This window comes from Streptomyces sp. NPDC058796, from assembly GCF_042745235.1.
In the GTDB taxonomy this organism is placed as follows: domain Bacteria; phylum Actinomycetota; class Actinomycetes; order Streptomycetales; family Streptomycetaceae; genus Streptomyces.
In genome coordinates, this window is sequence record NZ_JBHYOP010000008.1 from 84,317 (window position 1) to 107,382 (window position 23,066).

22 protein-coding genes and 3 pseudogenes are annotated in these 23,066 nt (G+C 70.7%); 15 read left to right on the forward strand and 10 right to left on the reverse strand.

What is annotated here, in order from left to right; genetic code table 11:
* The first annotated feature begins 129 nt into the window (after nucleotides 1-129).
* A complete protein-coding gene (locus ACFW47_RS20735) occupies nucleotides 130-963 on the forward strand; it encodes a helix-turn-helix transcriptional regulator (RefSeq protein WP_386306565.1) in 834 nt (277 codons plus the stop codon).
* 196 nt (nucleotides 964-1,159) lie between these two features.
* On the opposite strand, the gene ACFW47_RS20740 is transcribed toward ACFW47_RS20735, so the two are convergent.
* Nucleotides 1,160-2,077 carry a LysR family transcriptional regulator gene (locus ACFW47_RS20740; RefSeq protein ID WP_386283114.1) on the reverse strand — a complete coding sequence of 306 codons (918 nt, stop codon included), beginning with the start codon at nucleotides 2,075-2,077 and terminating at the stop codon, nucleotides 1,160-1,162.
* Nucleotides 2,078-2,204: 127 nt separating this feature from the next.
* On the opposite strand from ACFW47_RS20740, the gene ACFW47_RS20745 reads away from it, so the two are divergent.
* The 6 genes from ACFW47_RS20745 to ACFW47_RS20770 all read left to right on the forward strand — a co-directional run bounded on the left by ACFW47_RS20745 (nucleotide 2,205) and on the right by ACFW47_RS20770 (nucleotide 8,394).
* Entirely contained in the window at nucleotides 2,205-3,206 is a 1,002-nt protein-coding gene (locus ACFW47_RS20745) for a fumarylacetoacetate hydrolase family protein (protein ID WP_386306812.1), read from the forward strand.
* On the forward strand, nucleotides 3,203-4,183 hold the full coding sequence (locus ACFW47_RS20750) for a cyclase family protein (protein WP_386283116.1): 981 nt from the start codon (nucleotides 3,203-3,205) through the stop codon (nucleotides 4,181-4,183). Before ACFW47_RS20745 ends, ACFW47_RS20750 begins: the two co-directional genes overlap by 4 nt.
* A gap of 23 nt (nucleotides 4,184-4,206) precedes the next feature.
* Nucleotides 4,207-5,337, forward strand: a complete 1,131-nt coding sequence (locus ACFW47_RS20755) for an FAD-dependent oxidoreductase (protein WP_386306567.1) — start codon at nucleotides 4,207-4,209, stop codon at nucleotides 5,335-5,337.
* Entirely contained in the window at nucleotides 5,334-6,353 is a 1,020-nt protein-coding gene (locus ACFW47_RS20760) for an amidohydrolase family protein (RefSeq protein WP_386306569.1), read from the forward strand. The genes ACFW47_RS20755 and ACFW47_RS20760 overlap by 4 nt, the downstream gene beginning before the upstream one ends.
* Nucleotides 6,350-7,288: a VOC family protein gene (locus ACFW47_RS20765; RefSeq protein ID WP_386283122.1), complete on the forward strand. Its 939-nt coding sequence runs from the start codon at nucleotides 6,350-6,352 to the stop codon at nucleotides 7,286-7,288. Before ACFW47_RS20760 ends, ACFW47_RS20765 begins: the two co-directional genes overlap by 4 nt.
* Nucleotides 7,289-7,422: 134 nt before the next feature.
* A complete protein-coding gene (locus ACFW47_RS20770; protein WP_386306571.1) occupies nucleotides 7,423-8,394 on the forward strand; it encodes a fumarylacetoacetate hydrolase family protein in 972 nt (323 codons plus the stop codon).
* Between the two features lie 3 nt (nucleotides 8,395-8,397).
* On the opposite strand, the gene ACFW47_RS20775 is transcribed toward ACFW47_RS20770, so the two are convergent.
* On the reverse strand, nucleotides 8,398-9,057 hold the full coding sequence (locus ACFW47_RS20775) for a response regulator (protein WP_386306573.1): 660 nt from the start codon (nucleotides 9,055-9,057) through the stop codon (nucleotides 8,398-8,400).
* Complete coding sequence (locus tag ACFW47_RS20780) at nucleotides 9,054-10,352, reverse strand: sensor histidine kinase (RefSeq protein WP_386306575.1); 1,299 nt, start codon at nucleotides 10,350-10,352, stop codon at nucleotides 9,054-9,056. The genes ACFW47_RS20775 and ACFW47_RS20780 overlap by 4 nt, the downstream gene beginning before the upstream one ends.
* 133 nt (nucleotides 10,353-10,485) lie before the next feature.
* Here ACFW47_RS20780 and ACFW47_RS20785 point away from each other — a divergent pair, with 133 nt between their 5' ends.
* From ACFW47_RS20785 to ACFW47_RS20805, 5 genes are all read left to right on the forward strand, one after another.
* Nucleotides 10,486-11,394 (forward strand): ATP-binding cassette domain-containing protein, encoded by a 909-nt coding sequence (locus tag ACFW47_RS20785; protein WP_386306577.1) that lies wholly within the window; start codon nucleotides 10,486-10,488, stop codon nucleotides 11,392-11,394.
* Nucleotides 11,391-12,239, forward strand: a complete 849-nt coding sequence (locus tag ACFW47_RS20790) for an ABC transporter permease subunit (protein WP_386306579.1) — start codon at nucleotides 11,391-11,393, stop codon at nucleotides 12,237-12,239. The genes ACFW47_RS20785 and ACFW47_RS20790 overlap by 4 nt, the downstream gene beginning before the upstream one ends.
* Before the next feature lie 127 nt (nucleotides 12,240-12,366).
* Nucleotides 12,367-13,113 carry a phosphotransferase family protein gene (locus ACFW47_RS20795; protein ID WP_386306581.1) on the forward strand — a complete coding sequence of 249 codons (747 nt, stop codon included), beginning with the start codon at nucleotides 12,367-12,369 and terminating at the stop codon, nucleotides 13,111-13,113.
* Nucleotides 13,114-13,330: 217 nt separating this feature from the next.
* Nucleotides 13,331-13,906, forward strand: a complete 576-nt coding sequence (locus tag ACFW47_RS20800; RefSeq protein WP_386283138.1) for a GNAT family N-acetyltransferase — start codon at nucleotides 13,331-13,333, stop codon at nucleotides 13,904-13,906.
* A 516-nt stretch (nucleotides 13,907-14,422) separates the two neighbouring features.
* Nucleotides 14,423-14,842 carry a hypothetical protein gene (locus ACFW47_RS20805; RefSeq protein ID WP_386306583.1) on the forward strand — a complete coding sequence of 140 codons (420 nt, stop codon included), beginning with the start codon at nucleotides 14,423-14,425 and terminating at the stop codon, nucleotides 14,840-14,842.
* A 74-nt stretch (nucleotides 14,843-14,916) separates the two neighbouring features.
* Here the strand turns inward: ACFW47_RS20805 and ACFW47_RS20810 are convergent, their stop codons facing one another.
* Nucleotides 14,917-15,828, reverse strand: coding sequence for a LysR family transcriptional regulator (locus ACFW47_RS20810; protein WP_386306585.1), 912 nt, complete (start codon nucleotides 15,826-15,828; stop codon nucleotides 14,917-14,919).
* Nucleotides 15,829-15,901: 73 nt separating this feature from the next.
* Between ACFW47_RS20810 and ACFW47_RS20815 the strand changes: the two genes are divergently transcribed.
* Complete coding sequence (locus ACFW47_RS20815; protein WP_386306587.1) at nucleotides 15,902-16,768, forward strand: DMT family transporter; 867 nt, start codon at nucleotides 15,902-15,904, stop codon at nucleotides 16,766-16,768.
* A gap of 215 nt (nucleotides 16,769-16,983) precedes the next feature.
* On the opposite strand, the gene ACFW47_RS20820 is transcribed toward ACFW47_RS20815, so the two are convergent.
* Nucleotides 16,984-17,640 (reverse strand): hypothetical protein, encoded by a 657-nt coding sequence (locus ACFW47_RS20820; protein WP_386283146.1) that lies wholly within the window; start codon nucleotides 17,638-17,640, stop codon nucleotides 16,984-16,986.
* Between the two features lie 270 nt (nucleotides 17,641-17,910).
* Between ACFW47_RS20820 and ACFW47_RS20825 the strand changes: the two genes are divergently transcribed.
* Nucleotides 17,911-19,395 (forward strand): PHB depolymerase family esterase, encoded by a 1,485-nt coding sequence (locus tag ACFW47_RS20825; RefSeq protein ID WP_386306589.1) that lies wholly within the window; start codon nucleotides 17,911-17,913, stop codon nucleotides 19,393-19,395.
* A 793-nt stretch (nucleotides 19,396-20,188) separates the two neighbouring features.
* On the opposite strand, the gene ACFW47_RS20830 is transcribed toward ACFW47_RS20825, so the two are convergent.
* The 4 genes and pseudogenes from ACFW47_RS20830 to ACFW47_RS20845 form a co-directional block, all read right to left on the reverse strand.
* Nucleotides 20,189-20,746, reverse strand: coding sequence for a GNAT family N-acetyltransferase (locus tag ACFW47_RS20830; protein ID WP_386283685.1), 558 nt, complete (start codon nucleotides 20,744-20,746; stop codon nucleotides 20,189-20,191).
* A gap of 280 nt (nucleotides 20,747-21,026) precedes the next feature.
* A pseudogene (locus tag ACFW47_RS20835) lies at nucleotides 21,027-21,206 on the reverse strand (SUMF1/EgtB/PvdO family nonheme iron enzyme); the annotation flags it as partial.
* Nucleotides 21,206-21,784: pseudogene (locus ACFW47_RS20840) on the reverse strand (ABC transporter permease); the annotation flags it as partial. The pseudogenes ACFW47_RS20840 and ACFW47_RS20835, both read right to left, overlap by 1 nt.
* Nucleotides 21,785-21,874: 90 nt before the next feature.
* The gene (locus ACFW47_RS20845) at nucleotides 21,875-22,165 is read right to left on the reverse strand and encodes a hypothetical protein (RefSeq protein WP_386306591.1); all 291 of its coding nucleotides are present in this window, start codon (nucleotides 22,163-22,165) and stop codon (nucleotides 21,875-21,877) included.
* 45 nt (nucleotides 22,166-22,210) lie between these two features.
* On the opposite strand from ACFW47_RS20845, the pseudogene ACFW47_RS20850 reads away from it, so the two are divergent.
* A pseudogene (locus tag ACFW47_RS20850) lies at nucleotides 22,211-22,531 on the forward strand (hypothetical protein); the annotation flags it as partial.
* Nucleotides 22,532-22,545: 14 nt separating this feature from the next.
* Here the strand turns inward: ACFW47_RS20850 and ACFW47_RS20855 are convergent.
* Nucleotides 22,546-23,004, reverse strand: coding sequence for a carboxymuconolactone decarboxylase family protein (locus ACFW47_RS20855; protein ID WP_386283153.1), 459 nt, complete (start codon nucleotides 23,002-23,004; stop codon nucleotides 22,546-22,548).
* Nucleotides 23,005-23,066 lie beyond the last annotated feature (62 nt).

The following is a 23,066-nucleotide window of genomic DNA, read 5'->3' on the forward strand; positions in this document are numbered from 1 at the left end:
TCGTCCATGGGTGCGGATCTGTCCTGCCCGACCGAGTCTGGTCAGGTCGGCGACCGCCCACCAGGACGTGTGCTGCCTGGGTGCGGTGCACCCGGGCAGCACACCGCCCCTGCGCTCTAACCTGAGGGCATGACCGACAACCACCTGGGAGAGTTCCTTCGCGCACGCAGGGCGGGGCTCCGGCCGCGGGACGTCGGCATGGCGAGCTACGGCGTGCGCCGGGTCACCGGACTGCGTCGTGAAGAGGTCGCAGTCCTGGCCGGGGTGAACGCGGATTACTACACCCGCCTGGAACAGGGGCGCGAACGCCACCCCTCGGCCCAAGTACTCGACGCGCTCGGCCGCGCCCTGCGACTGGACCCCGACGCCCACGCGCACCTGCACCGGCTGGCCGGGACGGCGCCGAGCAACCGGTTCACCCACACCACGGACCGAGTCGGTCCCGCCCTTCGTCAGCTGATGGACGGATACCCGGGCGCCCCGGCGTTCGTCATCAACAGGACCTTGGACGTCCTGGCGAGCAATGCCCTGGCCGAGGCCCTGCACTCGCCCTTCCGGCATGCGGACAATCTGGCGCGCATGACCTTCCTCGATCCGGCAGGCCGCCAGTTCTACACCCGGTGGAGCCACACGGCGCAGGCCACCGTGAGCCACCTGCGCCAGGCTGCCGGCCTCGATCCGGACAATCCACGGCTTCGGGAACTCGTCCGCGACCTCACCGAGCACAGCACGGACTTCACCCACCTGTGGAACACGCACGCCGTGCGTGGCAAGACCCAGGACGCCAAGCACTTCCTCCACCCGGACGTCGGGCCCCTGACGCTCACCTACCAGGCGTTCGACGTGCGGGACGCTCCGGGCCAACAACTCGTCATCTACCAGGCCGAGCCCGGCAGCCCCGACGCCCAGGCCCTCGACCTGCTCGGCTCCGTCCACGCCACCGCGAAGCGAGACGCCCCGTAGCCGGAAGAACGCATCGTGATGTGCGGTGTTCGGGGCGGCCGCACCGCGCTCCACGCACCACGCCTGGGCGAGGGCCTACAGGTCGTTCAGCGAGAGGGCCGTGCCGGTCCACCTGGGCGACCACACCTGATTCACCTTGCGGACGGCTTCATCCGTCACGTGGGTGGCATCAGTCGCCCACAGCGGGCCGCGCCCCTCACTCTTCGGGCCCGTCGGCCATCCGTCGGCCGACACGGGCCGCGGTCTCGCGCAGCCAGATGTGGGCCGCGTCGTGGGTGTGCACGGGGTGCCACCACATGGCCTCCCGCAACGGCACGGCCTCGTACGGCGGCTCCACCACGCGGACGCCGGCGAGCGGCGCCAGGAGCCGGGCCAGGCGGGCCTGGATCAGGGCGATGCGCCGGGTGCCGGCCACCAGCAGCGGGATGATCTGGAAGCTGTCCACGGAGACCTCGACCCGGGGCTCGATGCCCAGCATCCCGAGCTGGCGCACGGCCGGGGCGTCGTAGGTGCGCTGGTAGGTGACCCAGGGAAGGCGGGTCAGGTCCTGGCGGGTGAGGCGGTCGTCGACGTTCGGATGGTCGTCGGCGACGAGGAAGACCCACCGGTCCCCGTACAGGTCGGTGGCCGGGAAGTCGCTGATGACGCCGTGCGGCATCAACAGGCCGTCGGACGTGCTCAGCAGCGTTTCCGTGCCGTCCACCACGCTGGTCGGGGTCTGGGCGAAGCGCAGCCGGATGCCGGGAGCCTCCTCGTGCACGAACCGGGCCAGCTCGGCACCGAAGACCGCGACGGCGTAGTCGGACGCGATCAGCTTGAACTCCCGGCGCTCTTCGGCGGGATCGAAGTCCGCCTGGCTGGCGAAGAGGCGCTCCAGCACGTCGTACGCCGTGGCGGTGCGGTCCATGAGGACCTGGCCGAGGGCCGTCAGCTCGTAGTGGCCGCCGACCCGGGCGAGCAGGTCGTCGTCGAAGTGGCGGCGCAGGCGGGACAGGGCCGCGCTCATCGCGGGCTGGCTGAGGCCGACGCGCTGCCCGGCACGGGTGACGTTGCGCTCTTCGAGGAGGGCGCGCAGGGCGACGACGAGATTGAGGTCCAGGCGACTGAGATTCACGGCGTTTTCCCTAGCTGTCCGACGACGACCTGCGGGAATTCGCCTGATGGATGACGAGCATCCACACAATCGATTTCCCTGATCGCAAGAGGCGGGTCCAGATTAGTGCCACCGCAATCAGGAGGACCTGTCCGTGAAACCTGAAGCCGCGTCCGCCCTCTTCGCCGGACCCTTCGCACTGGCCACCCTTTCCGCCCTCGAGGGACCCGCCTTCCCCGCCCTCGTCACCCCCGACGCCCTGGTGCTCGACCTGCGCGTCGCATTCGACGACGAACGGCTGACCACCCGTACGCTGCTGGAGGGCTGGGACGCAGCACTGCCTCGGCTGCGGTCGCTGGCCGACGAGGCCGATGGGGCTGGTCGGCCGCTCGCGGACTACAAGGTCCACGCGCCGGTCGAGCCGCGCCAGGTGTTCCAGTCCGGCGCCAACTACCGGCAGCACGTCATCGACCTGCACGTCGCACACCGTGCGCCCGGTGACGAGAGGCCGGAGCCGGAGCGGCGCGCCGAGGCCGCGGAGATCATGGACCGGAGGGCGGCCGAGGACCTGCCGTACGTGTTCATCGGCCTGCCGAGTGCGATCACCGGGCCGTACGACGAGGTCGTGCTGCCCGCCTGGGCCGAAAAGCCCGACTGGGAGCTGGAGTTGGCGGCGGTGATCGGCCGCCCCGCCCACCGGGTGTCCGTCGAGGAGGCCCTCGGCCACGTCGCGGGCTTCACGATCGCCAACGACCTCACCGACCGGGCCACCGTCTTCCGCCGGGACATGCCGCAGATCGGCACCGACTGGCTGCGCAGCAAGAACGCCCCCGGATTCACGCCGCTCGGCCCCTGGATCGTGCCCACCGCGTCGATCGCGGACCCGGGCGACCTGCGCCTCACGCTGAAGCTCAACGGCCAGAACATGCAGGACGAGTCCACCAACGACATGATCTTCGACGTCGCCCGGATGGTGTCCTACGCCTCACGGACCGCCCGCCTGCTCCCCGGCGACCTGGTGCTCACCGGCTCCCCGGCCGGCAACGGCATGCACTGGGGCCGGCTGCTGCGCGACGGCGACGTCATGGACGCCTCCATCACCGGACTCGGCGCCCAGCGCACCCGGTGCGTGGCGGAGGCGGCCCGGTGATCCTGGACCGCACGGACCCCGAGGGCTCGATCGCCCGGGCCACGAAGGCGTACTCCAACTGGGGCCGCTGGGGCGAGGACGACGTGCTCGGCACGCTCAACTTCCTCGACGAGGCCAAGCGCCGTGAAGGTGCCGCGCTGATCAGGCGGGGCGTCAGTTTCTCCCTCTCGCAGCGGTTCGACATGAACGGCCCCCAGAAGGGCTGGCGGCGTCGCACCAACCCGGTGCACACCATGCTGGACACCGGCACCGACGCCGCCCTCGGCAACCAGGGCTTCCCGCACGGCATCGGCGGCGCCGACGACGTCATAGCGATGCCGTTGCAGTGCTCCACCCAGTGGGACGGTCTCGGCCACATCTTCGACCACGGCAAGGCGTGGAACGGACGCCCGGCCGAGCAGGTCGTCACCTCCGACGGTGACCTGGTCACCGGCATCGAGCACATGGCCCCGCACGTCGCCGGACGCGGGGTGCTCCTGGACGTCGGCCGGGTCGTCGGTGAGGACGGTGAGCTGCCGGACGGCTTCGCGATCACCGAGGAGCACCTGGCCGCGACCGCCGAGGCGCACGGTGTGCGGGTCGGTAGAGGCGACATCGTCCTCGTCCGCACCGGTCAGCTCGCCCGGGTACGCCGACGGGAATCCCCCCACGCCGGAGGCTGGGGCGAGTACGCCGGTGGTCCGGCTCCCGGCCTGTCGTTCACCACGGCCGGCTGGCTGCACGGCAGCGAGATCGCCGCGCTCGCCACCGACACCTGGGGGTTCGAAGTGCGGCCCAACGAGTTCGAGCACGCCTTCCAGCCGCTGCACCAGGTCGCCATCCCTCACATCGGCCTGCTCATCGGGGAGATGTGGGACCTCGAAGCCCTCGCCGACGACTGCGCCGCCGACGGACGGTACGGCTGCTGGCTCACCGCGGCGCCGCTGCCCATCACCGGAGCGGTCGGCTCGCCCGTCAACCCGATCGCCGTCAAGTAGTCCGAGGAACGGAGGAGTTCTTCATGACCCAGCCCCGCACGGTCCTCGTCGTCGGTGGCGGCGCGGCCGGCAACGCCGTCACCATCCTGCTGCGCCGCGCCGGAATCGCCGTGGACCTGATCGAGGCCAAGGACGACTGGAACGCCACCGCCGGCTCCGGCATCACCCTCCAGGGCAACGCCCTGCGCGTCCTGCGCGAACTCGGTGTCTGGGAACAGGTGGAGGCGTCCGGACACGGCTTCGGCTCCGTGGGCATCACCGCCCCCGACGGAACCGTCCTGCATGTTCAGGACGACCTGCGCACCGGCGGCGACGACCTGCCCGCCACCGTCGGCATGCAGCGCCCCCGGCTCCAGCAGATCCTCATCGAAGCCGTGCGCGCCGGCGGCGCGTCGGTCCGGCTGGGCACCACCGCCGACATCCTCGGCCAGCACTCCGACGGTGTGCACGTCCGGCTCTCCGACGGCTCCCAGCACCGCTACGACCTGGTGGTCGCCGCCGACGGCCTCGGCTCCGCCACCCGCGCCGCGATCGGCATCACGGACAGGCCCGAGCCCACCGGCATGGCCATCTGGCGCGTCGCCGCCCCGCGCCCGGCGGGCGTGGCCCGCACCGACCTCGCCTACGGCGGCCCCGCCTACATCGCCGGCTACTGCCCCACCAGCGAGACCGCCCTCTACGCCTACGTCGTCGAGGCCAACCGCGACCGCGCCTCCATACCGCCCCAGTCGTACGCCGAGGAGATGCGACGCCTCACCCGCCACTACGGCGGGCACTGGCCGGAGATCACCGAGCAGATCACCGACCCGGCGAGGGTCAACTACACCTGGTTCGACCGGATGCTCGTCGAAGGCTCCTGGCACCGCGGCCGCGTCGTCCTCGTCGGCGACGCCGCCCACTGCTGTCCGCCCACCCTGGCCCAGGGCGCCGCGCTGTCCCTCGAGGACGCCTGGGTACTCGCGCGACTGCTGACCTCCTCCGAGACGTGGGACGACGCGCTGTTCCAGGCGTACTACCACCGGCGGATCGCCCGCGTCCGCCCGGTCGTGGAGGCGTCCGTGCAGATCGGGCAGTGGCAGCTCGACGGCGTACGGGACGCCGACGTGCCGGGCCTGATGGCCCGCACCATGACCATGCTCAGGGAACTGCCGTGACCCGGCCCACCGTCGACGTGCACGCACACGTCCTGCTCCCCGTGGTCGAATCACTCGTGGCCGGCCTGCCCGGCCACGCCGAGGCCAGGGAGTTGGACGCCCGGCGCAACGGGCCCGCCGCACTCGCGGTCAACGGGCCCATGGTCCGCGAGCGCGTCCCCCGGATGACCGATGTCGCCCTGCGCCTGGCCGCGATGGACGCGCAGGGTGTCGACGTGCAGCTGGTCAGCCCCTCCCCCTCGCACTACCACTACTGGGCCGACGAGGCGACGGCGGAGAAGGTGTACCGGCTGGCCAACGAGGCGACGGCCGCGCACTGCGCGCGGGCGCCCGACCGGCTGCGCGGGCTCGGCCTCGCGCCCCTCCAGCACCCGGACCACATGGTGCACGCCCTGGACCACGCCCTCGACCAGGACCTGGCGGGGGTGGAGATCTCCAGCCACGCCCCCGGCCGGGAGCTGTCCGACCCGGCCTACGAGCCCTTCTGGTCCCGGGCCGCGGAGAGGGGCGCGATCCTCTTCCTGCACCCCTTCGGGTGCACGCTCGACGAGCGTCTGGACCGCTGGTACCTGTCCAACACCGTCGGCCAGCCCACCGAGAACGCCGTCGCGCTGTCCCACCTGATCTTCTCCGGTGTCCTCGACCGGCACCCCGGGCTGAAGATCGTCGCGGCGCACGGCGGCGGCTACCTGCCCACCCACATCGGCCGCTCCGACCACGCCTGGTCGGCCCGCTCCGACTCGGGCGCCGGCTGCGCCCGCCCGCCCAGCAGTTATCTGAAGCGGCTGTACTTCGACTCCCTCGTCCACGATCCGTACGTCCTGCGCGAACTGGTGCGCGCCGCCGGGGCCGACCGGGTGCTGCTCGGCTCGGACTTCCCCTTCGACATGGGAACCGAGGATCCCGTCGGCGCCCTGCGCGCCGCGCGTCTGTCCGAGGCCGACACCGCCGCCGTCCGCGGTGCGAACGCCGCTGCCCTGCTCAACCTCGCCCTCACCCGAGGAGGAACCCCATGAGCGCACGCCTGCTCACCCACCTGCGGCACGTCGACCTCGCCGTGCCCGACTACGACAAGCAGCTCGACTTCTACTCCGGGGTCTGGGGCCTGACCAAGGTCACCGAGGACTCCGGCATCTCCTTCCTGGCCGCCGAGGGCTCCCCCGAGCAGTACGTCGTCCGGCTGCGCAAGGCCGAGGAGAAGCGCCTCGACCTCGTCTCCTACGGCGCCGCGTCCGCGGCCGACGTCGACACCCTCGCCGAGCGGCTGCTCGCGGGCGGTGTGCAGCTGATATCCCGGCCCGGCACGGTCGACACCCCGGGCGGCGGATACGGCTTCCGCTTCTTCGACGTCGACGGCCGCACCATCGAGGTCTCGGCCGACGTCGGGGTCCGGCAGCACCGCAGGATCGAGGAGAAGGAGTCCATCCCGGTCAAGCTCTCCCACGTCGTCCTCAACTCCCCCGACCTGAACCGCACCCGCGAGTGGTACGAGCGCCACCTCGGCTTCGCCCTCTCCGACACGCTCAGCTCGCCGCACATGGGCGAGGTCATGCACTTCATGCGGATCAGCAACCAGCACCACTCCATGGCACTGGCCAAGGGCCCGCACACCTCCCTGCACCACGTCTCCTTCGAGATGCGCGGCATCGACGAGTACATGCGCGGCTCCGGCCGTGTCATCCGGGCCGGCTTCAAGAAGATCTGGGGCCCGGGCCGGCACATGGCGGGCGACAACACGTTCACCTACTTCCTCGACCCGCACGGCAACACCGTCGAGTACACCACCGAACTGGAGTGCCTGGACGAGGACACCTGGCACCCTCACGTCTACGACTTCTCCCAGCCCGAGGTCACCGACCAGTGGGGCACCGCCAACCCCATGAACGAACTCGTCGCCAAGGAGTCCTTCAACGACCCCGACCGCGGCGTCTTCGTCGCCCCGCCGGTCTGAGCCGACGCCCCGCCCCGCCCCGGCCCCGGGGTCACGGCCGTGCTGCCCGCGACCTGACATGTGCCAGGTCACCGTGGACCACGACCTGAGGCGCATCCCGCTGGACCGACCGTTCCTCCCACTGGAGCCACACCATGCGTTTCGCCGCCTACGAGCACCGCCACCGCCACCGGGTGGCCGTCGTCGAAGCCGACGGCACCCTCCTGCCGCTACCGGGCGTCTCCTCCCTGTCGGCCCTGCTAGCGGAGACCGACGGCCTGCCCGGGCTGCTCGCCGCCGGCCGGGAGGCACTCGACGTCCCGCCCGGTCCGCACGTCTCCCGGGTGCGGCTGCTCCCCCCGCTGACGCCCGCGTCGGTACGGGACTTCGTCACCTTCGAGGAGCACGTCGAAGGAGTACGCCGCTCCATCGACGGAGCGGACGGTGTCCCCGAGCAGTGGTACGCGGCCCCGACCTTCTACTTCACCAACCCGCACGCGATCTACGGCCACCGGGACGACATCCCGGTGCCGCCCGGCTCGGCCGTGCTGGACTACGAGCTGGAGGTGGGCGCGGTGATCGGGCGCGAGGGCCGGGACCTCACCCCCGAGCAGGCCCGTGACCACATCGTCGGCTACACCGTCTTCAACGACTGGTCCGCGCGCGACCTGCAGAGCGCGGAGATGAAGGTGCGCCTCGGTCCCTGCAAGGGCAAGGACACCGCCACCACCCTCGGTCCGTACCTGGTCACCGCGGACGAGCTGGAGCCCCACCGGGACGCCGACGGGTTCCTGCGCCTGGCCCTTACCGCCGAGGTCAACGGCGAGAAGGTCGGTGAGGATCTGCTGTCCAACATGAGCTGGACCTTCGAGGAGATGACCGCGTACGCCTCCCGCGGCACCCGCGTCGTACCGGGTGACGTCCTCGGCTCGGGAACCTGTGGCAACGGCGGCTGTCTGGCCGAGCTGTGGGGCAGGCGCGGCGAACAGTGCCCTGCGCCGCTGAAGCCCGGCGACACCGTGTCCCTCACGGTGGAGGGCATCGGCACCCTGACGAACACGGTCGTCCCCGGCACCGCCCCGGTCCCCCTGCCGACGGGCCGACGGCGCGGCCGGGAGCGGCCGTGAACGTCAGCAGGACGGTGCCACCAGCCCCGCTTCGTAGGCGAGGATCACGAGTTGCACCCGGTCACGTGCGTCGAGCTTGGCGAGCAGCCGGGTCAGATAGGTCTTGGCGGTGGCGGCGCTGATGGAGAGCTGATCGGCGATTTCGGCATTGGACAGGCCCCTGCCGACCAGGGTGAGCACCTCACGTTCCCGGTCGGTGATGCGCTCGAGTTCCGTCCGGCGTGGCGGCGTCGCCGCGGGACGGTCCGCGAACTCCTTGATCAGTCTGCGGGTGACGCTCGGTGCGATGAGGGCGTCCCCGGCGGCCACGACGCGGACTGCGGCGAGGATGTCGTCCAAGGCCATGTCCTTGACCAGGAATCCGGACGCGCCGGCGCGCAGCGCTCCGTAGACGTAGTCGTCGTCGTCGAAGGTGGTCAGGACGACAACGCGTGTGGTGCTGGTGCCCGTGGTGATCAGGCGGGTGGCTTCGATGCCGTCCATGCCGGGCATCCGGATGTCCATCACCACCACGTCGGGGGTGAGTTCCCCGGTCAGCCGGACCGCTTCGGTGCCGTCTCCGGCCTCGCCCACGACCTGAACGTCCGCGGTGTCGGTGATGACCATCTGCAGGGCGGCGCGGACCAGGGGCTGATCGTCGGCGAGCAGTACGCGGATGGTCATCTGGCTCCGGCCTTCGCTGCGGGTTCGTTCCCTGCCGCCGTCGGCACCGGTAGCCGGGCGGCGACCCGGAAGCCGCCCCCCGGACGCGGGCCTGCGGTGAATCGGCCGTCCAGCAGGGCGACTCGCTCCCGCATGCCGACCAGGCCGAATCCGGTGTCCGGGTTCCTGGTTTTCGTGTCGCCGCCCTTGCCCCGGTCGGCGACCTCGACGACGAGTTCGTCCTCCCGGTATTCGACCTTGACCCGACAGCGATCGGCAGCCGCGTGCCGCACGACGTTGGTCACCGCCTCCTGGACGATGCGGAACGCCGCGAGGTCCACGTCCGCGGGGAGCGGGCGGCGTTTGCCCTGCCACCACACTTCCACCCGGACGCCGGCGGCCGTGGTCGTCGTGGCGAGCCGTTCCAGATCCGCCAGGCCGACGGCCGGCTGCGGAGGAGTCTGTGCGCGCATCTGGTCGTGGCTGGTCGATTCCTGGTCCCGGAGGACGGTTTCCTGCTCCTGGTCGGCTTGCCGCAGTGCGCCCAGCATCCGCCGGAGTCCCGCCAGCGTCTCACGCCCGACGTGTTCCACGGTGATCATCGCTTCGCGGGCCCTGGCCGGCTGTGTCTCGACGACGCGGGCGGCGGCTCCGGCTTGCAGGGCGATGATGCCGATGCTGTGGGCGACCGTGTCGTGCATCTCTCGGGCGATGCGAAGCCGTTCGGCGGTGACGGCCTGGGCGGCGGCCCGGGCGTGCAGCTCCGCGGTGTGGGCACGGGCCTGGTGCACCGAGTTGCCGATGAGCCAGGCGATGACGACCGTCAGGGCGACGAACGGTTCGGAGGCGGTGCCCGAGCCTCCCCCTCCCGTGATCCACCGCACGACCGGGTAGCCGGCGAGCACGCCCAGCGTTCCGGCGGTCGCGGTGATCGCGATGCGCCGGGCCCGGGTGGCCGCGACGTAGCAGAGGGCGACGTCCACCGCCAGAAACTGCAGGGGCATGACTTCGTCCTGCCGCCAGGCCACCGACGAGACGACCGTGCCGACGACCACCAGACCGTACGCCACCTCCGTCTGGCGGCGCAGCAGCGCGCTGCCGGTCAGGACGACCAGGAGGGCGAGGGCGAGCAGTCCCTGAGCCGTGAGCGAGTCGAGGCCGTCCCGGGGATAGCTGCGGGAGTACTCGTGCCGCGGTGGCGTCAGGACGTACTCGACGATGGGCTGCACCGCTGCCAGGACCCACACCAGCGCCGTCCACAGGCCCGGTGGTATGCGCTTGAGCAGTGGCAACGGCGGCGACGGTGAGGGGGGCATGCGGAGATCGTAAGCCCGTACACGCGACGGGGCATCGGCCTGCGGTCGTACAACCAGGGTCGACGTCCGCGCCCGGCGATTGTCATCACCGGTCCGACGACGAGCGGGGGCGCTGAACGGCACCGTGGGCACCATGATCGAAGTCAGCGAACTCACGAAGCGATACAGCGGCACGACAGCCGTCAAGGGCCTGTCCTTCACCGTGCGTCCCGGCCGGGTGACCGGGTTTCTCGGGCCGAACGGCTCCGGCAAGAGCACCACGCTCCGGCTGATCCTCGGCCTGCACGAGCCCACCAGCGGCACGGTCACCATCGAGGGCCGGCGCTTCCGTGACCGTCCCCGCGGCCTGCGTCATGTCGGTTCCCTCCTCGACGCGCACGACGTGCACGGCGGGCGCAGCGCGGCAGCGCATCTGTCGGCGCTGGCGCGCAGCAACCGCATCCCGCGGCGCCGAGTGGACGAGGTGCTGCGGGAGGTCGGTCTCGCCGAGGTCGCCCGGCGCCGCATCGGCGGATTCTCGCTCGGCATGAAGCAACGGCTCGGCATCGCGTCCGCCCTGCTCGGCGACCCCCCGGTGCTGCTGTTCGACGAGCCGCTCAACGGCCTGGACCCGGAGGGGGTGAAGTGGGTGCGTGAGCTGTTCAGGCGGCTCGCCGCCGAGGGCCGTACCGTCTTCGTCTCCAGCCATCTGATGTCGGAGATGGAGCACACCGCCGACCAGCTGATCGTGATCGGTCGCGGGGAGCTGATCGCGGCGGAGGGCCTCGCGGAGTTCTCGTCCCGCGGCGACCGCCAGAGGGTCTCCGTGACCACGCCCGCCGCGACCGCCCTGAGGGACCTGCTGACGGACGCGGGTGCGGCCGTGCACCTGGAGGGCGAGCAGCTCACCGTGACCGGCCTGAGCGCGGTACTGATCGGCGAGATCGCCCGACGGCACGGTCTCCCGCTGTACGAGCTCAGTACCCGCTCCGCCTCGTTGGAAGAGGCCTTCATGGAGCTCACCGCCGACCGTGTCCAGTTCCCCGGAGGAGATCCCCGATGACCACGGCACCGCACGTTTCCTGCGGCGAGCACGCCGCCCGCGAACCCCGCGCCCGTTTCCGGGACCTGGTCGCCGCCGAGTGGCTCAAACACCGGTCGCTGCGTTCGACCTGGATCGCCTACGGGGCCGCCGCCCTGGCCGTCATCGGCTTCAACACCGGCATCGCCTACGACACGTACAGCCACTGGACGCTGCAGGTGTCCAGGGACCGCGCCTCCTTCGCCGACGACGGGATCGCGTTGCAGCAGGCCTTCAGCGCGAACGCGGCCCTGCTCATGGCTCTGGCCATGAGCGCCATCGGTGCGCTGGTGATCATCGGCGAGTACAGCACGGGCACCATCCGGACGACGTTCGCGGCCGTCCCGTCCCGCCGCTCGGTGATGGCGGCCAAGGCGGTCGTCGTCACCCTGGTCACCACCGTCTTCGGCGCGTTCGTCGCAGGGGTCTCGTTCACCGTGACGCAGGCGATCCTCGACGGTCGGGACGCGGGCGTCTCCATCGGCGATCCGGGCGCCTTCCGTGTCGTCCTGGCCTCCGCCCTGCTCGCTCCGGTGTGCGCGCTCGCCGGTCTCGCCCTCGGGGCCGTCGTCCGGCACACCGCCTCCACCATGATCACCTCAGTGGTGGTCGTTCTCGTGCTGCCCCTGGTCTTCACCGACGGCCGCCACTGGTCGGCGGTCGTCAGGCACGCCCTGCCCTACCCCGCGTGGCTACGGCTCGTGGAGGCCGGCCATTCCCCGACGCTCTTCCCCTGGACCACCGGCGGAGCCTGGACCGTCTACGCGGTCTGGGCATGCGCCGCATGTGCGATCGCCGTCGCCGGCGTCCACCGGCGAGACCAGTAGGGGGCTTGGCCTGGTCAAGGGGCAGTGCTGTACATGAGGCCGTCGGGTAGCGGGACGCGGCCGGCCGTGTCATCGCATGCGAAAAATCCGGCGACGTCGGCGATCACCTCCGGGATACTGCTCGCCCATGGATGAGGTCGAAGTCGTCGTCGCCCATTCCGAGCGCGCGACCCTGCGCGTCGGGGACGTGTTCCTGAAGGTGGACGCCGATCAGGCGCGTATCGACGTCGAAGTCGAGGCGATGTCCCTCGCGCCGGTCCCGACCCCGGAGGTCCTGTGGCGCAAGCCGCCCGTGCTCGCGATCGCCGCGCTCCCGGGGACGACGCTTGGGCGCCTCGGCGGGCCGTCGACCGGGTCGTCGGCGGCGTGGGCCGCGGCGGGCGCCGCCATCCGGACGCTGCACGACGGGCCGCTGCCGCCCCGGCCCGGCCGGGCCGGGCGGAGCATCGTCGCGCTGACGGCGGAACTCGACGACGAATGCGAGTCACTCGTGGCGAATGACCTCCTGCCCGCGGACCTGGTCACCCGTAACCGCCAGGTCGCCGAGGCCGCGCTCCGGCTTTGGACTCCGGCGTTCACGCACGGCGACCTGCAGATCGCGCACGTCTTCGTCGACGGCGACGAGGTCACCGGCATCATCGACTGGTCCGAGGCGGGCCGGGGTGATGCTCTGTACGACCTCGCCACCTTCACGCTCGGACACGAGGAGCACCTCGACGACGTCCTCGCCGGCTACGGCACCGACATCGACCTCGGCGTGATCCACGCGTGGTGGTCGTTGCGAAGCCTGCTGGCAGTTCGCTGGCTGATCGAGCACGGCTTCGACCCGTTCGCACCAGGCTGTGAGGTCGACGTACTGAGATCCCGGATGTGAGGCTACGTGGGTACGGGTTCCGCCGCCTGCGTATCCGCTGGGACAGTGGGATCAGCCGGGTGACATCGTTTCGGTTGCCCGCCGGTAGTGATCTCGGCGACCGGGATGCCGTGCGCGGATACGGCTGGAGCCGACCGCGGCGCGGGAGAAGTCCGGCAGATCTGGTTTGCTTCGAAATCGTTGGACTTCCTGTGGGTGAGTCGGCGAACATCCGCAGGTGACTGATGAAGCCGATGACCGGGGACCGTTCAGGCGGAGCCCGAAGTGTGTACGTTTTGTCGAGCTGTCCGGCGGGGCAATGTCCGCTCTGCTCGATGGCGACCTGTCCGAAGCCGGCAGATTGGCCGGGGTCCCGCTGACCGAGTACTTCGTGACCGGCAGAGCACAGTGGCTGTGGCAGTTCCGGCTCGGCCAGATGGCCGCCGATCCCGGCCGGGCGCGGTGGATGGTGCGACAAGCGGTCGTCGGCGACAAGGGTCTCGTTGTGGGACATGCCGGGTTCCACGGGCCACCGGACGAGGTCGGCATGGTCGAGATCGGCTACTCCATCGCTCCCGGCTTTCGTCGCCGGGGATACGCCCGATCCGCGCTGGTCGAGTTGCTCCGCCGGGCGGCGGCCGAACCCGCAGTCACGACTGTGCGGGCGACGATCAGCCCCGACAACGTGGCATCCCTGGCCACGATCTCGGGCTTCGGCTTCGTTGAGGTCGGGGAGCAGTGGGACGAGGAGGACGGCCGCGAACTCGTCTTCGAAGTGCCTGCCCGTCAGACGGACGTACTGGGTCATGTGTGAGGTGAGACGGAACTGCGCCGCGGGCCGGGGCCCGTGCGTTGGAGCTGACCAACTGAACACCCATGCCACCGAACCTGGTCGGGGCGGCCGGGGTTGTCAGTGCCTGGTGACAGATCACCCGCATGGTATTCGTACGTACGACTCCGCCGCGGCCCGTGGACTTGACCGCGGTCTTTCCCGAGCCGGCGCCGTTGGCGCGTCCTGCGATTCGGCTGCACCCCCGTCCCGGGGCGCCTTCGGCCGGGGACAGCTCGGTCGGAGGACCGTTGCTGTGGCCGGCTGATGAGCCGTGGCCGCACTGCGACGCCTCGCACCTGCACCGTGACAGTGGGTCCGCCAGTCACCGGCCGAAGTGCGGCTGACGAGACGGATGCGGGCCCGGCGGCACGGTGATCACGGTCGTCCAGGGAGAACGCCCGAGGAGGAAAGGACCAAGGAGCGGAATGCCGCGGTGCTCGCAGAGCGTCTCGACGCCGGCCCCCGTGGCCCGCGGACTGCCCGGTCCCCATGCTGCCCGTGTCCCAGCTGTATCTGCGCGACGTGCCCCTGCTGCGGCCGCCCGGACATGCCGATCTCCTCCAGGTTCTCTGGTGCCCCTACGACAACGGTCCGGAGTACAAGCCGTCGACCGCGCTGTTGTGGCGGTCCGCCGCCGCGGTCGTCGGCATCCTCGCCACACCGCCGGAGCCGCACGAGGTGCACTGTGAGGGCTATGTGCCGGAGCCCTGCACGCTGGCACTGGAGGCCATCACCGAGTACCCCGACAGCCTCGATCTGAGACCGCAGATCCGGCTGATGCTGGAGGGCCGGAGCAGATGGGAGGCAGCCAGGCCCCGACCCGGGCGACCGGGCACGTCCCTCACGAAGGGCAAGTGGACGGTCCTCGCCGCCCTCCCCGTCCAGCCGTCCGCCCCTCGGGGTTCCTGGAGGTCCTAGAGGTCCTAGAGGTCCTGCCACCGAACCAACCCCCGTCGAACGGCGCCTGAGCCGTCGTCTTCCACGGCGGACTGTCAGCTTCCGAAGGCGCGCGCCGAGGTCGCGTCGCGCAACGCTGCCAGGCCCGCCGCGACCAGTGGGTGGCCGGCGCTGCCGCGCCGCACCGCGGTGAGCAACTGCCGTACGGGAGTTGATTCGCCCAGCAAAGGGACTCGCATCACGGGATGCTGGGGCAGCGGCACGATACGCGGCAGGAGACAGACGCCCAGCCCTTCCGCGACGAGCGAGGAGACCGCGTACCACTCCTTTACCTGGTGGACGATACGCGGGCTGAAGCCGATGGCCGTACACGCCGCCAGCAGCAGCGGGTAGGAGTCGTTGTTGTGCTTCTTCACGATCCAGGCCTGGCCGGCCGCTTCGTCGAGCCGTATTCCTTCGGGTCGGGCGAGCCGGTGGTTCTCAGCGACCAGCAGGTCCTGACGGTCGGTCATCAACGGTGTCTGCTCGAACCGGGCGTCGGTGATGGGCGGCGCGTCCGGTCCGGGCAGTACCAGGGCTATGTCCGCCTCGTCCGCGAGCAGCATCTGACAGCACTCGGTGCTCTCTTCCTCGATGACCAACGGCTGTATCAGGGGGTGCGTTGTTCGCAGAGCGGTGACGGCCGGTGCGGCGAGCGTGGCCAGTGCGGAGGAGACGCCGCACAGACGCAGCGTGCCCCGGACGGCCTCGCTGTGCTGAGCCAGTTCGGCCTGAGCCGCTTCCCATTGAAGCCGGAGCGTGTCGGCGTGCCGCAGCACGATGTGCGCGGCCGGTGTCAGCCGCACGCGCCGCCCCTCGGGTCGTAGCAGTTCCACACCGAGATCACGGGCCAGCGACCGCAGTTGTTGGGACACGGCCGAGGGGGTCAGGTGCAGTGCGGCGGCGGTGGCGGTCACCGTCCGGTGCTCGGCGAGTGCCCGCAACACGCGCAGACGATGGTCAATCATGCAGTGAAGCCTAAAAGGTCACCCGCTCAAATCTTCACTGGACGTGGATGCTCGTGCCGTCAAGCCTGAAAAGATGACGAAACTTCCCGCCCCTGCGCTGATGCTGGGGAGCGTACTGAGCATCCAGTTCGGGCAGGCCGTGGGCAAACAGCTCTCCGGCACGATCGGAGCATCTGGAACGGTGGCGTTGCGCCTCGGGCTCGCTGCGGTAGTTCTGCTGCTCCTCCACCGCCCCTCATTGCCGAGCAACCGTACAGACGCAGGCGTGATACTCGGCTTCGGTACGGCGATCGCGGGCATGAACTTGATCTACCCCGCATTGACAGTCCTGCCCTTGGGCCTGGCCAGCGCTCTCCAACTCCTCGGACCGATCACCCTTGCGCTGCTCACCTCGCGCCGCCTCCTCGACACGGGCTGCGCCGTCCTGGCCGGAGTCGGTGTGTGGCTCTTCTACGCCCCGCTCGGCCTCCGATTTCCGCTCGGCGGCGTGCTTCTCGCTCTGGCCTCCGGAGCCTGCATGGCCGCTTACCTGCTGCTGAGCAAGCAGGCAGGGACCCGGAACACGGGTGGCGGCGCGCTTGCCCTGGCGTTGACCTGGGCAGCGGTGCTGACCGTGCCGCTGGGCGTGCTGAAGCAGGGAACGGACCTGCTCACCCCCCGAATCCTGCTGACCGGGACCGTGGTGGCGGTGCTGTCGGCCGTGCTTCCGTACTCACTGGAATTGGCAGCCTTGCGGCGCCTTCCGACAAGGGAAGTTGGCGTGCTGGCAAGCCTGGAGCCGGCGAGCGCGGGTCTCGCGGGAGTACTGGTGCTGGACGAGAACCTGAGAATGGTGCAATGGACGGCTCTGGCGTGCGTGGGTGCAGCCAGTGCGGGGACCGTGAGCCGTCGGCAAGCCGGATGCCCACCCGAGCCACCCACGCGGAACCATTCGGGCTGACAGTCTCACGACGGTGCCGACTCGTCCCGGTGCATGCTCTGGGCGCGGCGGTCTTCGGCGCGGCGCCTGCGGCCGGCGCCGTGAGAGGCGTGTCCGCCGCGAGGGCGCGGCGCTGAGTGCGGTGGGAGCGCTCGTCCGAGGGCGGGAGCCCTGTGGGCGGGGACGGGCACGTTACGGAAGGGGTGTTCAGGACGGGCGCTGAGGTCGATCCGCGCCTATGACCGCGGTGTGCTGTCCGAGCGCCACGTGGTGAGGCGAGGGTGCCCCGGGAGTTCGGTGCGGCCGGTGGCCCACAACAATGTGAGCCACGGATCCGCGCCGCCCGGAGCCTGTGGAAACAGGCGGGCGAGCACTCGCGCGCAGAGAGCGGAGGGCGGGGTCCAGACAAGCCCGAGGCCTTCCGCCACATCGTGCATGTGCACCAGCGTTTCCTGCACCCCCAGCGCGGCGAAGCCCTCCGGGTCCGACACCCCGGCGGCGTGGTGGGCGCGGACCCGGGGTGGCATCGTACGCACCATGGCGACCAGCAGCGCGCCGCACGCCTCCAGCACCTGCACCAGGCCGGCCGGACCAGCATCACGCTCCGCGTAGACGAAGACCACGGGTCCTTCCGGCCTCTTCTGACGCAACGCGAATGGCACATGGGTGTCCAGCGGCGGGCTCTGCGGTCCCAGCTGCACCGCGTAGTACAGCAGGTCGTTGGCGAGGTGCTCGACGGTCTCCCAGCAGTCCCACTCCAGCGAACCGGCCCTACCGCCCCACCCGTCCGTGGGCGCCTCCCGAAGGGCACCCACGGCGAGCCGAACGGCGAGGTCGACGTCGTCCGCGGTGAGGGGAGACAGGACCGATCCGGCTTCACCTGATAAAGACATGACAGCACCGTATCGCGGGCGAAGCGGGCGAACCCGCTACCGGCGGCGGAAGATCCCGTCTCCGCTCCTACGCTCCTAGCGCACCGGTGTCATACACGACCGGTCACCCGCACGGCCATGGGCGGCCGTCACACAGGACCTTCGGCAGCGCTGGCTGTCGGGACCATGCCAATACGGCATCGGGCGCCGGACGATGCAACACCGCGCGAATGCGGGACCCCACCGTCCCCGGGCTCCGAGCGCAGCCCGTACCCCTCAGGAGACAGTCCCATGTCACAGCCGCACCTTCCGTGCCGCCCTGTCCGGGGCATCCGCCGCTGGGCCGCCGCGGCGGCGGGCGCCCTGGCCCTCACCGCCTGCCTCCTCGCGGCCGGTCCGCAGGCGTCCGCCGCGAGTCTGACCCAGGTCTCCGGGTTCGGCACCAACCCCGGGAACCTCTCCATGTACGCGTACGTGCCCGACTCCCTCCCGGCCGGCGCGCCACTCGTTCTCGCGCTGCACGGCTGTACACAGAGCGCGAACGACTATCACACACACTCGGGTTGGTCCACGTTCGCCGACCGTCACGGCCTCGCGGTGGTCTACCCCCAGACGAGCACTGCCAACAACGCCAACTCCTGCTTCAACTGGTTCGAGGCGGGCGACAGCGCCCGCGGTCGGGGCGAGGCCCTGTCGATCAAGCAGATGGCCGACAAGGCGGTCGCGCAGTACGGCAGCGACCCCGGACGCGTCTACATCACCGGACTGTCGGCCGGCGGCGGCATGACGGCCAACATGCTCGCCGCCTACCCCGACGTCTTCGCCGGCGGTTCCATCGCCTCGGGCCTGCCCGCACGCTGCGCCGAGGCGCTGACCGCGGCCTACACCTGCATGTACAGTCCGCCGGACAGGACGCCCGCACGGTGGGGAGACCTCGTGCGCTCCGCCGCCCCCGCGGGCACCACCTCCTGGCCTCGCGTGGCGATCTGGCAGGGCACCGCCGACACCACCGTCCGGCCCGCCAACGCCACCGAACTGCGCGACCAGTGGACCAACGTGTGGGGCATCGGGCAGACCCCCTCCGACACCCGGAGCCTCACCGGGGGCACGACGGTGACGACGTACGACGACGCGTCCGGCCGGCCCGCGGTCGAGGTCTACTCGGTCGCCGGCATGGCCCACGGACTCGCCGTCGACCCCGGCAGCGGCGCCGAACAGTGCGGCACCGCCGGCACCTACTACCTCGACACCATCTGCTCCACCTACCACACCGCCCACTTCTGGGGCCTCGACGGTGACGGCGAGGGCGACGGCGGCGAGAACCCGGGAACGCTCCCCGCACCGGCCGGGCTGACCGTCGTCGCGACCACCGACACGACCGTCGCCCTGGCCTGGGAAGCGGTTGCCGGAGCGACCTCCTACACCGTCCACCGCAACGGCACCAAGATGAGCACCACCGCGTCCTCCCTCTACACCGACACCGGCCTGGCCACCGGCACCACCTACAGCTACACCGTGGCCGCCGCCGACGCCGCGGGCAGGGCCGGCGCGGTCTCTCCGGCGGTCACCGCGACCACCACCGGGTACACGCCCACGTGCCACACGGCGAGCAACTACGACCACACCACGGCCGGAAGGGCCTACGCGAGCGGCGGCCTCACCTTCGCCAAAGGTTCCGGCCAAGCCATGGGACTGTGGAACACCTTCACCATCCACACCCTCCAGCAGACCGCACCCGGCCACTACGTGATCGCCGACGACGGGTGCCCCGCCTGAAGCGGAAGAGGCGCACGCCGGTCTGCGGCAGCGATGATGTGGGACACGTGGGCCGTCGGCCATCCGCCGCTTCGCCGCACCCGGCTCGAAGCGCGCCGGCGAGGTGCTCCGCCGACGGGGCCGACCCTGGACGCCGCACTGCGAGCCACACCGGATCCTGGCAGCCGCCTTCCGGCAGTTCACGCGGCACAGCCCGGACGCGGAACGTCAGTCCGTCCGGGCCGGTCAGACGCTGCTCGCCGACGTGATCGGGACCGTCCGGAATCCCGTGGCCCACAGCGCGTGCGCGGGCGGCCACGGCGCCCGGGTCGTCGACGGCGACGACGAGCTCCCAGCGAGGTCCGGGCTCCACGGGGCCGTGCGTCGCAACGAAGGCAGCGCAGCTGGGAACCCTGCCGGGCATGTCCCGGTAGAAGCGGCGGGCCCGCTCAGGACCAGGGCAGGCAAGGACCATGCGCCGTGGTGCGCGCGCCGACGGAGACCATCGGTTGGAGGGATGTGTCTGCCACAGGGAGAATGCCGCGCCGACGGGATCGATCAGTGTGGCGATGCGGCCCTGGTCCCCGGCGTCGAACGGCGCGAGCACGAGTCGGGCCCCGAACGCGGTGGCGGCTTCGGTGCGGTCCGCGATGTCGTCGACGGCCAGGTAGTAGGCGATGTGCGCAGGAGTGCCCGGCGGATACGGCGAAGCGCCACCCCAGCACAGCGGAGAAGAATGCTTCCGTGCCCGGCACGTCGTGCGTCTTGAGGTCCATCCAGCAGAACTCGTACAGCGCACCGAGGTGAGACGACGTCACTGCCCGTCCCCTCGGACCTCGGGGTCGCGCAGGCCGACGCAGTCAAAGGCCCAGAACGCCTCCGAGTAGACGAAGGTGCCCGTCATCCACGGCTCGTGAGCGGACAGCCGGGCAACCTGAAACGCGGCCTCAGGGATACGCAACGAAGGCGAACGGAAGCCCGCGGCGGCGGCACCCTCGAAGCCGCGCGTGCCGTAGTAGCGCGGCGAACCCTCCAGGAACACCAACGGCACACTCTGGCTGTCGGCCGCCTCCAGGGCGTGGGCGATGAGCCGGGTACCGATGCCCTGACGCTGGAACTCCGGGACCACGCCCAACGGTGACAGCGACAGGACGTCCACGATCCGGCGCGGAGCGTCCAACCGCGTCGCGCTCAGCATGACGTGCCCGACGACCCGGTCATCGACGACGGCGACGAAGGACATCGGGGTCAGTGCAGCCTCCGCGACGCGAAGCGCCTCCACGAGCCCGGGAACCCGATCGCTGTCACCGAAGGCGCGCGCATGAACCTCGCGCACATCTCGGTGATCGTCAGCGGTCTCCCGCCGGATCACCAGCCGGGCACTGGCGGGAGCCGTCCGGGGGCCAGCAGGCGCATCGTGTGACGTCATGGCCGCGAGGGTAGAGCGCGGGACGGCTCATGCGCGAGGCAATTGCACACCGGGGCGCACGTGCGGGTGTGCTTGCCGGCACTGTCGACGAGGCCGCTCATGCCACTCGACGACGCGCTCGGTGACTCGGTCGCCGGTCCTGGCCGATCCCGTGAGTCGCAGGGGCGGGACGGCCGGTTGCGCCGACAGCGCCGGGGGCCTGCACAGTCGCCGTTCCGGGCACGTCGTTGGCGCAGCGGAAGCCGAGGTTGGCCGAGGAGGACTCCGGGGTGCTGGAGGAACGGGCGGCCACGCGGTAGCGGTTGCAGTAGGAGTCGTGGCAGAGGTAGGAGCCGCCCCGCATGACCCGTGCCGTGCCGGTCTCGGGGCCGTGCGGGTCCTCCGGCGCGGAGCGGGCGTAGTAGAGATCAGTCCGACGAAGATGGTCGGCAGGTCGTAGTAGAACTGGGCGTTCTGCATGCGGTAGCCGAGGCCCTGCTGGGCGGCGATGAGCTCGGCGGCGACCAGGGTGGCCCAGGCCGAGCCGAGGCCGACTCGCATGCCGACGAGGATGAAGGGTGCCACGCCCTGGAAGGTGGAGATCACGCACGCGAGAAACGCGGCGAGGAAGACGAAGATCCTCGGCGTCTCCTCGACGCCCATGGCGACCACGGCCAGCGGGATGATCGCCAGAGGTGGGACGGTATCGAAGAACTGTATCCACGGTTCCATCAGGCCGCGCGCGATGCCGTACCAGCCCATGAGGAAGCCGACCGGTACGGCCGCGGCCGTACCGAGTGCGAAGCCGATGAGTACGCGGGTCAGGCTGGCGAGGACGTCCTCGCCGAGCGTTCCGTTCCTGAGCAGTGTGCCCGCCCGGGAGACGACTTCGGGCGGTGTCGGCAGTTTGAAGCCGGCCGCCGCCAGGACCCACCACAGCACGATGCCGAGGGTGATGGACACAGCGTTGAGGACGAGGGGAAGGCCGCGCCGGCCCGTTCCCCGGCCCTCCGCCCCGGTCTTCGCGCCGTCCGCTGTGTGGGCGTGGTCCGAGGCCGGGGCGTCTGCTCGATCGCAGCGGCGCCCTGCTCGTCAAGGACGGACATGAGCGGCTCCGTCGGTGGTGGCGTCGCCTGGACCGGTGCCGCCCTTCATATCGGCGGACTCCGGGTGCCTGGCCAGGAGTGGGGAGTTGTGGAAGACGGCGGCGAGGGCACCGATGGCGCCGTCGTCGTCCGAGAGCCGCGCGGCCTCGACCGCGGGACCGGCCGAAGCCGTCGGGAAGAGGTCGGCGGCGAGCGTGGCGGCGACCTGCTCGACGATGGCGGGGGCCAACTGCGTGATCTCGCCGCCGACGACGGCCTTCGAGGGGTTGAGCGTCATCGTCGCCGCTCCGACGACGCGGCCGAGTGCGCCGGCCGCCTTGCCTACGGAAGCACGCGCAACGCCTACGAGCCGCCCGGGACGGGACGCGTGCAGTACCAGTACGACGCGATCGTCGCCGTCTCCGACCACTTCGAAGGTCCGTACTCCGAGCGGTGGACCGCGAGGGAGGGAGCGGGACACAACAACTTCTTCGAGGACCACAAGGGCGGCCTGTCAGCGACGTTCTTCGGCAACCCTGCCCAGGGCTACTGGAAGCATCCGGAGCGTGTAGCCGACTCCGCCGTGCCCGGTGTCGTACGACTGGAGCGGACCGGCCGGAAGGGCGGCCGCCTGTACGTGCGGCGCCGTGCCGGGCGACAGTGACGGTTCGAGGCGGCTCAGCCCCAGGCCCGGCCGGCCGGTTCCTTAATGGTGCGGTTGATGCGGTTGAAGAAGTTGGTCAGCGCGATCTCCAGGTTGATCGCGCCGATCTGCTCCTCGGTGAAATGGGCGTTGGCCTCTTCCCAGATCTCGTCGGTGACTCCCTGAGCACCGTCCTGCAGCCGGGTGGCCGCCTCGGCCAGCGCCAGTGCCGCGCGCTCCGCGGCGGTGTAGAACGGCGCCTCACGCCACGCCGCGACGTTGTGCAGCCGCTCGTCGGTGTCACCGGCCTTCTTCCCTCCGGCGACACTGGCGTAGACGCACGCCGAGCATCCGTTGATCTGGCTGGCGCGCAGGTGGACCAGCGCGAGCAGCTTCGGGTCGACGCCCCCGGCGGCGATCGCCTTCTGCAGGTGCCCGATCGCCTTCCACACGTCGGGGTTGTCGGTGTTCTTGTTCTTCAGTCGGTTCTGCATGGCAGGATGCTCTCCTTGATCGGGGTTACCTTGCCGGGCCGGCGCCCGTCACCCCTATGACG